14 protein-coding genes are annotated in these 16,358 nt (G+C 50.2%); all 14 read left to right on the forward strand.

The window, feature by feature from the left end; all coding sequences use genetic code 11:
* The first annotated feature begins 4 nt into the window (after positions 1–4).
* The 14 genes from CVT49_06570 (at position 5) to CVT49_06635 (ending at position 16,338) form a co-directional block, all read left to right on the forward strand.
* Complete coding sequence (locus CVT49_06570) at positions 5–2,449, forward strand: hypothetical protein (protein ID PKK83796.1); 2,445 nt, start codon at positions 5–7, stop codon at positions 2,447–2,449.
* Between the two features lie 47 nt (positions 2,450–2,496).
* Complete coding sequence (locus CVT49_06575) at positions 2,497–3,069, forward strand: serine O-acetyltransferase (GenBank protein PKK83797.1); 573 nt, start codon at positions 2,497–2,499, stop codon at positions 3,067–3,069.
* A gap of 169 nt (positions 3,070–3,238) precedes the next feature.
* Positions 3,239–4,960 carry a proline--tRNA ligase gene (locus CVT49_06580; protein ID PKK83798.1) on the forward strand — a complete coding sequence of 574 codons (1,722 nt, stop codon included), beginning with the start codon at positions 3,239–3,241 and terminating at the stop codon, positions 4,958–4,960.
* 92 nt (positions 4,961–5,052) lie between these two features.
* A complete protein-coding gene (locus CVT49_06585; protein ID PKK83799.1) occupies positions 5,053–5,493 on the forward strand; it encodes a hypothetical protein in 441 nt (146 codons plus the stop codon).
* 14 nt (positions 5,494–5,507) lie between these two features.
* The gene (locus tag CVT49_06590; GenBank protein PKK83800.1) at positions 5,508–6,923 is read left to right on the forward strand and encodes a transcription termination/antitermination protein NusA; all 1,416 of its coding nucleotides are present in this window, start codon (positions 5,508–5,510) and stop codon (positions 6,921–6,923) included.
* A gap of 16 nt (positions 6,924–6,939) precedes the next feature.
* Positions 6,940–9,153, forward strand: a complete 2,214-nt coding sequence (locus tag CVT49_06595) for a translation initiation factor IF-2 (GenBank protein PKK83801.1) — start codon at positions 6,940–6,942, stop codon at positions 9,151–9,153.
* Between the two features lie 13 nt (positions 9,154–9,166).
* Entirely contained in the window at positions 9,167–9,448 is a 282-nt protein-coding gene (locus tag CVT49_06600) for a DUF503 domain-containing protein (GenBank protein PKK83802.1), read from the forward strand.
* 8 nt (positions 9,449–9,456) lie between these two features.
* The gene (rbfA, locus tag CVT49_06605) at positions 9,457–9,831 is read left to right on the forward strand and encodes a ribosome-binding factor A (GenBank protein ID PKK83803.1); all 375 of its coding nucleotides are present in this window, start codon (positions 9,457–9,459) and stop codon (positions 9,829–9,831) included.
* On the forward strand, positions 9,806–10,795 hold the full coding sequence (locus tag CVT49_06610; protein ID PKK83804.1) for a hypothetical protein: 990 nt from the start codon (positions 9,806–9,808) through the stop codon (positions 10,793–10,795). Before rbfA ends, CVT49_06610 begins: the two co-directional genes overlap by 26 nt.
* Positions 10,782–11,720 carry a tRNA pseudouridine(55) synthase TruB gene (truB, locus tag CVT49_06615; GenBank protein PKK83805.1) on the forward strand — a complete coding sequence of 313 codons (939 nt, stop codon included), beginning with the start codon at positions 10,782–10,784 and terminating at the stop codon, positions 11,718–11,720. The genes CVT49_06610 and truB overlap by 14 nt, the downstream gene beginning before the upstream one ends.
* Complete coding sequence (locus CVT49_06620; protein PKK83806.1) at positions 11,699–12,646, forward strand: riboflavin biosynthesis protein RibF; 948 nt, start codon at positions 11,699–11,701, stop codon at positions 12,644–12,646. The genes truB and CVT49_06620 overlap by 22 nt, the downstream gene beginning before the upstream one ends.
* A gap of 14 nt (positions 12,647–12,660) precedes the next feature.
* Positions 12,661–12,930 carry a 30S ribosomal protein S15 gene (locus CVT49_06625; protein PKK83807.1) on the forward strand — a complete coding sequence of 90 codons (270 nt, stop codon included), beginning with the start codon at positions 12,661–12,663 and terminating at the stop codon, positions 12,928–12,930.
* A gap of 15 nt (positions 12,931–12,945) precedes the next feature.
* On the forward strand, positions 12,946–15,039 hold the full coding sequence (pnp, locus tag CVT49_06630; protein ID PKK83808.1) for a polyribonucleotide nucleotidyltransferase: 2,094 nt from the start codon (positions 12,946–12,948) through the stop codon (positions 15,037–15,039).
* An 18-nt stretch (positions 15,040–15,057) separates the two neighbouring features.
* The gene (locus CVT49_06635; GenBank protein PKK83809.1) at positions 15,058–16,338 is read left to right on the forward strand and encodes a peptidase M16; all 1,281 of its coding nucleotides are present in this window, start codon (positions 15,058–15,060) and stop codon (positions 16,336–16,338) included.
* Positions 16,339–16,358 lie beyond the last annotated feature (20 nt).

Consider the following 16,358-nt stretch of genomic DNA (forward strand, 5'->3'; position numbering starts at 1 on the left):
TTTAATGAAACGCCTTAAGAAAATAATTCTCTGGGTGATAATAATCGGGATTATTATCGTTATTTTAGGCGCCGCCGGAGTGGCGCTGTTTTTCCCGAAGGAAAAGGTCAAGGCCATGGCCATCGAAAAGATTTCGACGGCACTTGACCGTGAAGTAACTATTGAGGGTATCTCGGTGTCTTTCTGGGGCGGCATTGGGGCTTATCTGGAAAACATCAAGATTGCCAATCCGGAAGCGTTTGAAGAAAAATACTTCCTGGATGCCAAAGCGCTGGATGTGAAGCTTCAATTCTGGCCGCTTCTCAAGAGACGGGTTCTGGTTGACCGGCTGATTCTGGTTGAGCCGCAAATAGCCCTGCGAAAACTCGAGAACGGCGTGACCAATTATAAGTTCGGTGTAGTCGATTCGCTGGCGCCGCAGGCGGTTAAAGAAAAATTGCCCGAGGAATCCAAGCTGGCGGTCTCGGCGGTTTCATTTGAAAATCTGGCCATAAAGGACGGTCGGATAAGCTATGTCGATGATTCTTCGAAAATGAAAATTATCGCCGCCGGATTCAAGCTTGACTCGAAAGTCGAGACGCCCCAGCCGGGTGTATTTCAATCTTCGGGAGAAATCAATATCGGCTCGCTGGCGGTAGCGATGGATACAGTGACTTACCCCGAGATGGCGGTAAAATTCAATTATAATACCACCTTCAATCAAAATGAAGACCGGATTGTGTTAAGTGACACAAAAATTGAAGTCAATGATGTTGCCCTGGCGGTTCAGGCGGAGATACCCAATTTCAGCCAATTGACCAAAGCCGACTTAAAGATTAAATCCGATAAGACAAAAATATCGAGCCTGATGGGGTTACTGCCGGATGACTATAAAGCAATGCTTGAAGGATACACAATTGAAGGCGATCTGGTCCTCGATGCCGACATAAACTACGACGAAAAAAGCATAGACACACTGGCCTATTCCGGGAACATGGCTTTGTCGGATGTAGCCGTGACCATGAGCAAATATCCGGGTAATTTATTGATTAAGAGCGGCAAGGCCGGATTCAGGAAGGATTATGCCGAAATTGATCTCGAGAATGCTTCATTTGAAAATAATCCTTTTAAGCTTTCCTGCAAGGTTAATGGTTTTGACAAGCCGGTGGTGGCGGGCGTTGTCAGCGGCAAGGTCGATCTGGCCACAGTGAATGGCTATCTTCCCAAGACGGGCAATCCCAAGGTCGCGGGAAATATGTCATTCGATATGAAATTCAGCGGCCCGGTTGGTAAATTGGCCGAGATGAAATTGGCCGGTGATTTGAATCTCGAGAAAGTCTCTTATTCGGCTGAGACACTTCCCGAACCGATCGAGTCGATGAATCTGAAGGCAAAGATAGATAACCGCAATGTCATCATCAATAATCTGGACGTAAAATTCCCGTCTTCGGATCTATCAATGAAAGGCACCCTGGCGGATGCTTTCCCGTATTTTATTCCGGGAAGCGGTGAAGGCGCCAAAAAGCCGTTCTTGACTTTTGAGATGTCATCCCGGCGATTCAATACCGACAAACTGTTCCCGGAGGTTGTCCCGGGCGAGGGGCAGAATCTTGCCGACCTGCCTCTTGATTCGCTTCCGCCAATTATTCTGCCCGATATTGACGGCAAAGGGACGGCCAAATTCGATACCCTGATATACACGAATGTAGAGTTTACCAACATAACCAGTGATGTGACCATAAAAGATCGCGTCATTCATGCCAACAACGCCAATGGGAATGTCTATACGGGAAAGGTTAAGGGAGAGGCGGCAATCGACCTGAATGATTTCGAGAAACCGGTTTACAGCGGCAATTATGACGCCTCGCAGATCGAGGTTAATGACTTCCTCAGCCGCTTTACCAAGTTCGGCGGCCATCTGTTCGGCAAGGTTAACATGAAGGGTGATTTTAATGCCTCGGGCTGGGAGCCGGAAGATTTGATAAAAACATTGACGCTTGACGGCTCGGCGCTTTTTAATGAAGCCAAGCTGGTCAATTTCGATGTTATTCAGAAGATGGCTCAGAGTTTTAATTTCAGCTCGGTCAAAGAGGAGACGATAAGGGATCTGGCCAGTTCCTTCAAAGTCCGTGACGGGCGGGTAATTTTCGATGCTTTAAAGTTCTTCAACAATATGGGGGACTGGAATATAACCGGTTCGGTCGGTTTCGACGGCAGCCTTGATTACAGCGGCGATGTTCTTCTGACAGAGAGCATGAGCAGTGAGCTGATGGCCAAATCCGACCTGGTTTCGGGCATCGCCGGCCTACTGAAAGATAAGAAGAGCGGCCGGGTTAAAGTGGGCTTCAAGCTGGGCGGGACCTATGCCGATCCCAAGCCGATGCTTGATTTAAGCCCAGCCAAAGAGCAGCTTGAGGACAAACTTAAGAATAAAGTGGGCGATGCTCTCAAGGGATTGCTTGGAAAGTAACAATATAATCAATCGCCGGATATTGCCGATACGTATTAATAATCGTTATGATTTTTAAGACTATATTGGAAGATATCAGGGCGATTTATCGCAATGACCCGGCGGCAAAAAACATCGAGTTTTTGCTGTATCCGGGGTTTCATGCCATATTCGTGCATCGCTTTGTTCATCCATTATATAAACTGGGCATACCCTTTATCCCGCGGTTGATATCACAGATTTCAAGGATGTTTTCCGGTGTGGAGATTCATCCGGGCGCCCGGATCGGCAAGGGATTCTTTATCGATCACGGGGCCGGAATCGTTATCGGTGAAACCGCCGAAATCGGCGAGAACTGCGTCATCTTTCACAATGTTACGCTCGGCGGAACGGGGCATCATTCCGGTAAAAGGCATCCGACTATCGGCAATAATGTGCTGATCGGTACCGGGGCGATTATACTGGGGCCGTTGACAATCGGGAATAATGTCCGAATCGGCGCCAATACGTTTCTGTACATGGTTGATATCCCAGATAACTGCACGGTGGTTGGGACACCGGGGCATATTACCCGGATGAACGATCAGGCGGTGAGTATCAAGCCAAAGCGAACGCGCTATCCGGTTGAAGAAGTAATATAGAATTGAAAAAGCCGCCGCCAGGGCGGTTTTTTTTGGGCAAAAGACTGACTAAAATCTTAATGGCGTCCGGTTTGCGGGAATCCCTAAATAATCTTTTTAATTGACAATTATTTCTAAAGAGCTATCTTCTTCAGTTAACTTTTTTCCTGAGTATTTAGAAGAGGTTACCATGCGCTGGACGCAAACATATATACCGACTTTAAGAGAGATTCCATCGGACGCGGAATTGATCTCGCATCAGTTTATGCTGCGAGGGGGCTTTATCCGTAAGCTGGCCGCTGGAGTTTACATATATCTTCCACTGATGCAACGAGTTATAGAAAAATTCTCGAAAATCGTGCGGGAAGAAATGAACAAGGCGGGCGCCATCGAAATAACGATGCCGGTTTTGCACCCGGCCGAAGTCTGGCTGGATTCCGGTCGTTATAATACGGTCGGCAAGGAGCAGATGCGGCTCAAGGACCGCCACGAGCATGAGATGGTGCTTGGCGGGACCCATGAAGAGGTCGTAACGACGCTTCTGCGCGGAGAACTGAAAAGCTACCGGCAACTGCCCATTAATCTATATCAGATACAGGTCAAGTTTCGTGATGAGATCCGGCCGCGGTTCGGGCTGATGCGCGGGCGCGAATTTATTATGAAGGACGCCTATACTTTTGACACCGATGAAGAGTCGTTTATGGTGGCGTACCAGAAAATGGTCGATGCTTATTTTGCAATTTTCAAGCGGGCCGGCCTGGATACCAAGAAAGTCGAGTCCGACACCGGCGCCATGGGCGGCAAAGCGGCGCATGAGTTTATGCTGATTGTCGATACCGATGGGGGCGAGGAAACGATTCTTTTCTGCGACAAATGCGAGTATGCCGCCAATGTCGAAAAAGCGGCTTTCCGCGAGGCTAATCCGGTCAAACCGGATAAGGATATGCTTAAGACAGAGGAAGTCGATACGCCGAATTCCTCGACGATCGAGGAAGTGACCGCTTTTCTTAAGGTTGATGCCAAAAGACTGGTCAAAACGCTTATCTATCTGGCCGACGACAAGCCGGTGGCGGCGCTGATTCGCGGCGACCGCGAGCTTAATCTGATCAAACTGAAAAACCAGTTGGGCGCGGTAGAACTGGAAATCGCCCCGGCGGCGGTGGTTGAAAATGTAACCAAATGCCCGGTCGGTTATGCCGGCCCGTTAGGCCTGATGAAAGAGGTTCCGATTATTGTGGACAATGAAGTCACCAGATTGAAGAATTTCATTGTCGGCGCCAATAAAAAAGAGACGCATATTTTGAATGTCAACCTGGGGCGGGATTTCAAGGCCACGGCAACGGCCGACATAATCAACGCTGTCGAGGGCGAGCTATGTCCTCTCTGCGAGGGGCATCTGACGGCCCGTAAGGGTATCGAGGTGGGAAACACCTTTATGCTGGGAACCAAGTATTCCGAGTCGATGGGCGCCCGGTTCAGCGACGCCGACGGCAATGAAAAGCCGTTTATTATGGGCTCCTATGGCATTGGAATAACCCGAACGCCGCAGGCGGCGGTAGAGCGCTACCATGATGAAAAAGGCATAATCTGGCCGAAAAATATAGCGCCGTATCTGGTTGAAATTATCCCGTTAAACTATGAGAAGGAAGATCATAAGGAAGCGGCGGAACAAATTTATGCTGAACTGGTTAATAGTAATATCGACTGCTTGCTGGACGACAGGCCGGAACGAGCTGGTGTCAAATTCAACGATGCCGATCTGGTTGGAATTCCACTGAGAATAATTATCGGAGACCGGGCCCTGAAGCAGGGGAAGGTTGAGTTAAAGAGCCGCGGCAGCGATGAGGTTATAATGGCCGATTTGAAAGATGTTTTGTCGGCCGTAAGGGAATACTTGGAGCGTATAAACTAGAATAAATAATTTGCTTTAGGATAGTGAATTTGTTATCATATTAGGTTACGCAGTCATTTTTTTATAATGATTGAGACCGGCGGGAAAACCGGATGTTGCTGAAGAGAAAAATAGAGGAATTAATCACACCGGTGATTGCAGAAGAAGGATTCGAACTGGTGGAGTTGAAGCTGGCGCGCTATAAGCGAAGCAGCCGCCTGCAGCTTTATGTGGATTCCAATAATGGAGTTACCATTGACGACTGCGCCCGCATTTCGCGGGCGGTGGACCCGGTTCTCGAAAGCAACGACATTTTCACGTATGCATATACGGTCGAGGTTTCTTCGCCGGGCCTGGATCGGCCGCTGACGACGGCACGCGATTTCAGGAGAAGAATCGGCGAGCGGGTGATGGTATATTTTAACGATTCCGGGCTGCTTCCCCAGGAGGGGGAACTGGTTGACGCCGATGATAGTCATATCGAGCTTCAGAAGGATGACAATCGAAGCCGCTATGACCTGATTAATATTAGAATGGGAAAAGTTATATTTTGACGGAGATAAATTAGATGGCCTATCACATAGTTGAAGCATTGGCACTGATTGCTCGCGAGAAGAATATTGATTTGGATACGGTTATATCCAAGGTCGAGGAATCGCTGCTGGCGGCGGCCAAGAAAAGATACCCCGATGCCGAGAATCTATCATTCAAGCTTAATCGCCAGTCAGGTGAAATAACCATGATAGCGGTAAAAAAGGTGGTTGACAAGGTCGCCAATAATTTGACGGAGATTTCGCTGACGGATGCCAAGGATATGGACGAAGATGCCGAACTGGACGACGATATGGAAGTTTTCCTGGAAGTGGATGAAGAATTCGGCCGAAATGCCATAGCTACGGCCAAGCAGGTCCTGATCCAGAAGGTTCGTGAGGCTGAAAGAGATAAAATTTACGACGAGTATATTACACGTGTCGGGCAGCTGGTTTCCGGGACGGTTCAGCAGATCGACAAGGGAAATCTGATAATAAACCTTGGCAAGGCCGAAGCAATTTTGCCCATCAAGGAACAGATTCCGCGCGAAAAGTATCGCCAGGGCGACCGTATTCGGGCCTTTATTCTGGATGTACAAAAATCTGTCGCCGGACCGCAGGTTATTTTATCGCGGGTTACCAATGATTTGTTACGCTGCCTGTTTGAACTGGAGGTTCCTGAAATTTTCGAGCGCGTTATCGAAATCAGGGCCATCGCCCGCGAACCCGGGGAGCGCTCCAAGGTAGCCGTTTACTCGGCCGATGAGCGAATCGATCCGGTCGGCGCCTGTGTCGGTATCAAGGGTGTCAGGGTTCAGTCCATTGTCAGGGAATTGAATAACGAACGTATCGACATTATACCTTTCAGTGCCAATCCTGAAGTATTTGTCACGCGTGCTCTGGCGCCGGCCAAGGTGGTCCAGATCGACACTTTCGATAATGAGCAGGCAATGACGGTGGCGGTCGAAGATGACAAATTATCGCTGGCCATCGGAAAGGCCGGCCAGAATGCACGTCTGGCATCCAAGCTGACCGGCTGGAAAATAAATATTATGTCCGAAACCGACTACAACGAGATGAAGAAGCGCGAAGCCGAGGAGATGGTTCCGGTCGGCAATCTGGAAGGAATCGGCACCAAAATACAGGAAAAGCTGGTTGATGCGGACATAAATACGGTGCAACAGTTGGCTAAGGCCAATATCGTTCAACTGACCAGAATCGAGGGTATCGGTCAGAAGACGGCCGAAAACCTGATCGATGGGGCCAAAGCCTTCATGAAGGATATTGAAGCCAAACGCGCGGAAGCGAAGAAGCAGGCCAATGAGGCCAGGAAAGCCGAGGCTGAACAAGAAGCTGCTGACGCCAAGGCCGCCGAGCAGGTCGACAGTGAGGACAAGGATGAGGATACCGACCAGGATGGGGACACTGTCATCGAAGAAATAAAAGATAATTAGGTCAGGAGGGACGCAGATGGCAAAAAAGAGATTATACGAGGTTGCAAAAGAGTACAAGGTGTCGTCGAATGCCCTTCTGACAATTCTTCAGGGATTGGGCTTTCAGCCGAAATCACATATGTCGGTTGCCACCGATGAAATGCTGGCCGCGATTAGAAGGAAATTCGACATAGAAAAAGCGGCCGCCAAAAAAGATATCGAGCAGAAAAAGAGGCCGAAAATACCTCCCAAGATAGAGAAGAAGCCCGGCGGGGCCACTTTCGATGAAAGACTGGCCAAGCTTTCCAGCGCCCTCAAGAAACACGACAAAAGCAAAAAGAAGAAATTCGACAAGAGGAAAAAGAGCAAAGAGGCCCGTCGCGTGGACCGCAAAGCGGTTGTCAAAAGTTTTCGTGCCACGATGGCCTCGATGGGTACCGGTAAAAGATCCAAGAAATACAAGAAGCGCGGAAAAGGACTCGATCGCGACTTCATTTCTGACGAAAACATGATTGAGGTCAACGAGTTTATGACCGTGGCGGAACTGGCCAATGCCATGGATAAAAAGCCGGCCGAAGTAATCGCCACCTGCTTAAAGCTGGGAATGATGGCTTCCATCAACCAGCGGCTCGATCTGGATACCATCGAAACACTGGCTCTGGAGTTTGGTTTCCATATTAAAGAGAAGGAAGAGATCGGCGTTGAGGCCCGGGAAGAAGAGCAGGAAGGGCAGCTTGAATCAAGAGCGCCGGTGGTTACCGTTATGGGTCATGTTGACCACGGTAAGACGTCGCTGCTTGATTACATTCGTAAAACGGAAGTCGCCGCGCAGGAAGCCGGGGCGATCACCCAGCATATCGGCGCTTATGAAGTTTCCGGACCGACCAATAAGATAGTTTTTATCGATACCCCTGGTCATGAGGCCTTTACGGCCATGAGGGCCTGCGGGGCGCAGATTACCGATATCGTCGTTCTCGTGGTTGCCGCTGATGACGCCGTGATGCCGCAGACGGTTGAGGCTATCGATCATGCCCGTGCCGCCGGTGTTCCAATCGTGGTAGCCATTAACAAGATCGATAAACCGACGGCCAATCCCGATATGATCCGCCAGCAGCTGGCGAAGCATAACCTGATGCCGGAAGAATGGGGCGGCAAGAATATTATGGTCGAGGTTTCGGCCAAGACGGGACAGGGCATCGAGACCCTGCTCGAGATGATTGAGCTTCAGGCCGGATTGCTCGATTTGAAAGCCGACCCGTATATCCGCGGCCAGGGTATTGTCGTCGAAGCGAATCTGGAAAAAGGGCGCGGTCCCATAAGCACCATCATCATTCAGACGGGTCACATAGAAGTGGGCGACCCGATCGTGGCCGGAAGTTACTACGGCCATGTCAGGGTAATGCTTAACGATCGCGACAAAAAGCTGCGTATCGCCGGACCGGCCACGCCTGTCCGTATAACCGGCCTTGGCGGCGTTCCGCAGGCGGGCGACAGCATCATTGTCGTAAGCGACGATCAAGAGGCCCGCGAGATCGCCCAGAAGCGCACCCAGTTGCGCCGGGAACACGAGATCCGCCGCGGTTTTGGACGAGCGACACTCGACAAAATCTATGAGCAGATCAAGGATGGTCAGATAAAGGAACTGCGCCTGGTTATCAAGGCCGATGTCGATGGTTCCGCCGAAGTGCTCGCGGAGACCCTGGGCAAAATCGCGACCGACGAAGTGCGGACGGTTATTATCCACAAAGGTGTCGGCGCCATCAATGAATCCGATGTCCTTCTGGCCGCAGCCTCAAACGCGATTATTATCGGATTTAATGTCTCACCCGACGGTCGAGCCAGAGACGCTGCCTCCCGGGAAAAGGTTGAGATTAAACAATACAGTATCATTTACGATGTCGAAGGCGATATCAGAAAAGCGCTGGAGGGAATGCTGGCGCCGGATATCAGCGAGGAATTTGTCGGGGTTGCCGAGGTTCGGCAGATATTCAGAGTGCCCAAAGTGGGCGTAATCGCCGGGTGTATTGTCAAAGAGGGCGCCATTCACCGGACCGATAAAGTTCATATAGTTCGAGACGGGCGCAAAGTATATACCGGGCACCTCAGTTCGCTGAAGCGGTTCAAGGATGATGTCCGCGAGGTCACCAACGGCTATGAGTGCGGAATCGGCGTCGAAAATTACCATGACCTTAAGGTCGGCGATGCCATTGAAGTTTATAAACTGGTCGAAACGGCAAGAAAACTGATTTAGAGACGGGTGCAGGTTGGTTGTTGGTACAATTGTAGTTGATCTGAATCTTCCCGGAGTAAACTCATTAAAAGAAAAAAGAAGGAGGCTTAAACCGCTTTTGGCAAAATTGCAGAGCCGGTTTAATGTTTCCGTGGCGGAAGTCGGTATGAACGACATTCACAGAAGCGCCCAGGTGGGCGTGGCACTGGTCAGCAACAGCAAGGTGTTTGTGGATCAGGTCATATCGAGCATCGTCGGGACGATCGCATCAACACCCGAGATTAATATGGTCGATTACCGAGTGGAGATTTTGTAGGTGAAAGCATGAAGCAGTTCAAGAGATCGGAAAGAATTCGCAGTCAGATGTTAAGGGATATTCAATTGCTCCTCGAGCACGATACCGCCGCCCATCTCGACTCCCTGGTAACATTCACCGATGTCGAAATTACCAAGGATTTGCGGTTCGCAAAAATCTTTTATTCCGTCCTCGGTGATGAAAAATCGAAGAGTAAAACGTCGGCCTACCTGGATAAAATCAGGAACCGCGTTCAGGCTCAATTGGGGCGGTTGTTGAATATCAAATATATGCCCGAGATCTCCTTCCAGTTCGACCCGTCGATTGAACATGGGATGAAAATAGAAAAGTTGTTCGATGAAATAGCTGATAAGAGAAATGATAAAGACGAAGAAAATACATAAAGAAATAGAAACCCTGATTACCGGTGCCGGAACCATCCTGATTTCATCGCACGTGGATCCGGACGGCGACTCGCTTGGCTCTCAGTTGGCTCTAAGAAGATATCTTGTCAGCCTGGGCAAAAAGGTGTGGATCGTCAATCATGGATCGATACCGAGCAAGTATATGTTTCTTCCCGACATCGACCGGATCGTTCGGATCGATAATTTCAAATCGGAGGACAGATTCGACCTGGCCATTATCCTGGAGTGTCCCGATCCTGGCAGAACCGGGGATGTGAAACACCTTATTGGCGCCAATATGCCGATGATAAATATCGATCATCATCCCGATAACAGCGGCTATGGTAAAATAGCCCATCTCGACAGCGGGGCTTCCGCCGTCGCGGAAATGCTGACCGAGTATTTTCTTGAGGTCGGTTATAAGATCGATGACCCGGCGGCGACACAGCTGTACACCGCCATCATCACCGACACCGGGCGCTTTCGGTTCAGTTCCACCACCAGGAAAACCATGGAGGTTGCCGGGAGGTTGATCGAACTGGGCGCCGATCCTCGTTACATAAGCGACAACATTTATTATTCTTTCAGCGAATCGACCATGCGCCTGATCGGAAAAGTATTCTCGAAGTTTGAGCTTTTTGACAATGGTAAAATTTGCCTGATGGCACTTGATAACGACATGATGCGGCTGAACGATTTCAATTCGGCCGACACCGAGGGCATGGCCGAATATACTCTTTTCGGAAGAGGCGTCATTGTCGGCGGCCTGCTCAAGGAAATGGGGGAGGGGTCGACAAAAATATCGCTCCGGTCGCGTAACAGTATTAATGTGGGCGAGGTGGCGCACCGATACGGCGGAGGCGGGCACAATAATGCCGCGGGATTTCAAATCGATCTGCCGCTTAAGGCGGCACAGGAGAAAATCCTGAAGGATTTAAGGGAGATTGTCAATGGTACAGTATAACGGCATTCTTCTCTGTGAAAAACCGTACGGTGTTACCAGCCATAAGGTCATCCACGAATTAAGGCAGATAACCGATCAGAAAAAGATCGGACATACCGGAACGCTCGATCCGCGGGCAACCGGCCTGCTGGTACTCTGCCTTGGACGGGCCACCAAAATATCGCAGTTCCTGGGCAATCTCGACAAATCATATGATGCCGTGATCAGGCTGGGGCGGCGTTCATCGACCTATGACACCGAAGGTTTGGACATGGATGTGGAGCCGAATCCGGTACCCGACCTGACCGAAGCCGAGATCATCGAGCTGCTCGGGCAGTTCAAAGGCAAAATTACTCAAATAGTGCCGCCATATTCGGCGGTTAAAGTCGACGGCAGAAGATTGTATGATCTGGCCCGGAAAGGCAAAGAAGTCGAGTTACCTGAAAAGGAAGTCGAAATAAAAGATATCAAGCTTGTCAGGATGGAGCTTCCCGACCTGCATATATCGGTCGATTGTTCCAAGGGTACTTATATCCGGACACTGGCCGACGATATCGGGAATAAAATCGGGTGCGGCGCGCATCTGGCTTCACTTGTCCGAACCAGGGTCGGACAGTACAGTCTGAAGGATGCCATGACACTGGGCCAGGCAAAGCATTATCGTGACGCCGGAGTCCTGAATAAATATATAAAGCCGATTGAATCGGTTCTGCCTTTTCCCTGGCTGAAAGTTCACGAGGAATTCAGTCCGTTTATTCTGACCGGACGCACTCCCCGAATGAAGGATATCACTGAGGTCGGGGGACGGTTCGAAATCGACGAACTGATATCTTTGAAGGACCATAATAATAAAATAGTCGCTGTGGGTCGTGCCGAGGTGAATTCCAATTTATTCAGAGAAGGGGCCGACCATAACTTACTTAGATATGTCAGGGTGTTGAATTGAGTCTTGAACTGATTAGAGGTATCGAAAATTTCGAGGGCTTTGACGGCCGGACAGTGGCCACGATCGGGACCTTTGACGGGCTGCACCTGGGTCATCAGGCCATTTTGCATCAATTGAAGACGGCCGCCGAGCGGAAACAGGGGCGTGCCCTGGCCATTACTTTCGAACCTCATCCCCGGGTCCTGGTAACGCCCGATTCGCCGCCGTTGCTATTAACCTGCTTGAATGAAAAAGCACGCCTGTTCGAAAATTATCTCGACGGTACCCTTCTGATTCTCAATTTTACGCGCGAGCTGATGAATTTAACCGCCGAAGAATTCACCAGAACTTATCTGGTGGAACGGATAAATCTGGCCAAGCTTATTGTCGGCTATGACCATGCTTTCGGTAAAGGACGTTCCGGTACGATCAATGACCTGATGAATCTCAGCCGAAAATACTCATTCGAGTTGGAAATAGTCGATCCGGTCATTGTCAACGGCCGTCCGATATCATCCACCCGGATACGACACCTGCTGGCTGAGAATAATCTTCCTCGTGCAATCGAATTTCTGGGGCATCCGTATCCCTTGAGCGGCAAGGTTATCGGTGGTATCGGACTGGGCAAGAAGATCGGCTTTCCCACGGCCAATATCGAATACAGCCAGCGCAAACTTTTACCGACAGACGGTGTTTACTCCTGCTCGGTCGAATTAAAGGAAAACAAATATGACGGGATGATGTTTATCGGCAAGAATCACTTCAATCCGGCCGAGGCAAAATCGGTGGAAATCAATATCTTCGATTTCGATGAAAATATTTACGGTGCCGAGTTGTTCTGCTACCCGGAGGTATATATCCGGGAAAATCGCAAATACCCCAATACCGATGCTCTCGTCGAGCAGATTAAGCTGGACAAGAAAAAAATTCTAATGACGAAGAAATAGAGGAGAATTAATCAATGGCTATCACCAAAGAACAAAAAGAGGATATTATTGCACGGTACAGGCTGCACGACAAAGATACCGGGTCGCCTGAAGTGCAAATAGCCATCCTGTCGGAGGACATTACGGCCCTGACAGAGCATTTGAAAATGCACAACAAGGACTTTCACAGCCGCAGAGGGTTGTTGAAAAAAGTCGGACAGCGCAGACGGCTGCTCGATTACTTAAAAGATCGTGATATTGAAAGTTATCGTCATTTGATCGATCAGCTAAACATCAGACGATAACGCAGGAGCTTTTTTATGGAACAACGAGTTGAACTGGAAATAGGCGGCAAAACACTAAGCATCGAGACAGGAAAGGTCGCCAAACAGGCAAACGGAGCCGTTATGGTACGGCTGGCGGATACGGTCATTCTGTCGGCGGTGGTCAGCGGCGATGATCCGAACGACGGCCGCGATTTTTTCCCACTTACGATCGATTATCGTGAGAAAACATATGCAGCCGGAAAAATTCCCGGGGGCTTTTTCAAGCGTGAGGGAAGACCGTCCGAGAAAGAAATCCTTTCAATGAGGATTATCGACCGGCCGATCAGACCGCTTTTCCCCGAGGGGTTCGTCAATGAAGTGCAATGCCATAATATTGTACTATCCGCCGACCAGGAAAATGACGCTGATATTTTGTGTCTTATCGGGACTTCGGCCGCATTGACCATATCCGACATTCCTTTTGTCAAGACCATCGCCGGAGTAAGGATCGGACGCATTGACGGCCGGCTGATTATCAACCCGACCTTCAAGGAACTCGAGGAATCGGATATCAATATTACCGTCGCCGGATCCGCCGGATCGATCACCATGGTCGAAGGGGGCGGCCGTGAGATATCCGAAGCGGAAATGATCGAGGCGTTGGCTTTCGGTCATGAGCATATCAAAATGATCGTGGCTAAAATCGAGGAATTACGCGGGCTGGCCGGCAAACCGAAGATAGAGTTTGCACCGAAAACGGTTGATGAAGGCTTGAAGAATAAAATCACCGAAATGGCCAACGCGAAATTGAATGAATACAACAGGATTGCCGACAAGGACGAACGCCGGAACCTGAAGCACAAACTGAATGATGAAATCAAGGAGGCCCTGGCGGAAGAGTTTCCGGAGATGGAAGGGACCATCGGGAACATCATTCACGATCTGGATGCTTCCATCATGCGTGAGATGATCATCAAAGAAGGACGCCGCATTGACGGCCGCGGCCCCGATGAGGTGCGTCCAATCACCTGCGAGGTCGGCGTCCTGCCGCGAACGCACGGTTCGGCGCTGTTCACACGCGGCCAGACCCAGGCGCTGGTGACACTGACTCTCGGCACCAAGATCGACGAGCAGCGCATTGACGACCTTGAGGGCGAATCAACCAAGAGCTACATGCTGCATTATAACTTCCCGTCATTTTCGGTAGGTGAAGTGCGTCCGATTCGCGGCGTCAGCCGCCGGGAAGTCGGGCATGGTGCTCTTGCCGAGCGGGCTCTCCAGCCGATTATTCCGGTCGAGGGGAAATTCCCTTACACGATTCGCATCGTTTCCGATATCCTCGAATCGAACGGCTCATCCTCGATGGCCTCGGTTTGCGGCGGATCGCTGGCCCTTATGGACGGCGGCGTGCCGACCAAAACAGCGGTGGCCGGCGTGGCCATGGGACTGATCAAAGATGATGACAAAGTCATCATTCTGACCGACATCCTCGGCGATGAGGATCATTTCGGCGACATGGACTTCAAGGTAACCGGCACCGACAAAGGTATCACCGCATTTCAGATGGATATCAAGATCACCGGTATCGACCTCAATTTGATGGCCCAGGCGATGGAGAAGGCCCGGCAGGGAAGACTTCACATTCTGGGCAAGATGAATGAGGTCATCAGCAAGAATCGGGACAACCTGTCGTCCTATGCACCCAGAATCCTAACCATCAAGATTCCGGTCGAGAAGATCGGTGAGGTTATTGGACCGGGCGGCAAGATGATCAGGTCGATCGTCGAGGCTACCGGCGCCAAGATCGATATCGAAGATGATGGTACCGTCATGATAGCTTCGGTCGATGCTGCGGCCGGTGAAAAGGCGAAGGAAATGATTGAATCGCTGACCGAAGAGGCCGAGGTCAACAAGGTCTATATGGGCACGGTCAGGCGCATAACCAATTTCGGCGCCTTCATCGAAATTCTTCCCGGAACGGACGGCTTGCTTCACATTTCGGAAATCGATGTCGGGCACGTGGCCCGTGTGGAAGACTTCTTCAGACTCGGCGACCAGGTCGAGGTGAAAGTCATCGCTATCGATCCGGAAGGAAAAATCCGCTTGTCGCGCAAAGCACTCCTGAAAGACGGGGCGCGTTCCAAGTAGCGGGCAGCCGGTCATAGAATGACGATAAAACAGAATAGTGTTTATAATAAGACAATCCTCGACAGCGGGTTGAGGATTGTCACCGAAAAAATTCCAGGTGTCCGGTCGACGGCGATCGGCATCTGGATTGATGTCGGTTCGCGAGATGAAACCAGTGATAAGAACGGGATCACGCATTTTATCGAGCATATGCTTTTCAAGGGAACCCGTTCCCGCAGCGCACAGGCTATTGCGTTATCTCTGGAAGCGCTCGGCGGTTCGCTGAACGCATACACATCCCGCGAGCAGACCTGTTTTCATGCCCTGGTCCTCGATAAGCATCTTGATCTGGCCGTGGATGTTCTCTCTGATATTCTCATGAATTCGACGATTACTTCTCTCAATATCAAACGGGAGAAATCGGTCGTCGCCGAGGAAATTCGCGAAGTTAATGAGACGCCGTCGGACCGGATCCATGAACTCTTTTCGGATCATTTCTGGCGGGGTCAGCCGCTGGGCTGGCCGATTATGGGAACGGAAGAAAATGTTTTGACTTTCAGCCGCCCGGTTATTCGAAAATACATGAATGATAATTATCTGGCGGGACGGATTGTCATTGCTGCCGCCGGGAACATATTGCATCAAAAGCTGGTCGGCCTCGTCAATGAAAAACTTCATTTTCCGCCGGGCAATGATTCTCATTGCCTGCCGGCGAAATATCCCGAGGGATTCTCGTCGCAATTCGTAAAAAACGGTTCCACCCAGACGCATATTTGTGTCGGCTTTCCGGGTGTCGATTATTCGGCTCCGCAAAGGCTGCCGATGCTGGCCCTGAATAATTATCTCGGCGGCGGGATGTCATCGGTGCTTTTCCAGAAGATCCGGGAAGATCGCGGAATGGCCTATACGGTTTTTACGTTTCCGGATTTTTACCGGGATTGCGGCGTTTTCGGAGCGTATCTGGCCACCGACCGCAAGCACCTGCATGAAGCGGTCGAGACGATGCTCAAAGAGTTTCGAAAGGTGAAGAGATCGCGTCTGCCGAATGAAAAAATCGAGATGATTAAAGATCAGCTAAAGGGCGGCCTGATTCTTGGGATGGAATCGACATCAAGCCGGATGAATCGGCTGGGTCGGCAGGAGACCGTGACGGGTCGATATATTCCGATAAAAGAAGCTTTGCGGGCAATCAATAAGCTGACGGCGAATAATATCATTGAAGCCGCGCGGAAAATTCTTGTTCCGGATAATATAGCGGTGACAGCTCTCGGTTCGGCCAGTGAAAAAGATCTCAGCAAAGTGGATTGGTCGCTTCTTTAAAATCTGAATTTAACACCTCA

The organism is candidate division Zixibacteria bacterium HGW-Zixibacteria-1 (assembly GCA_002838945.1).
GTDB lineage: Bacteria > Zixibacteria > MSB-5A5 > GN15 > PGXB01 > PGXB01.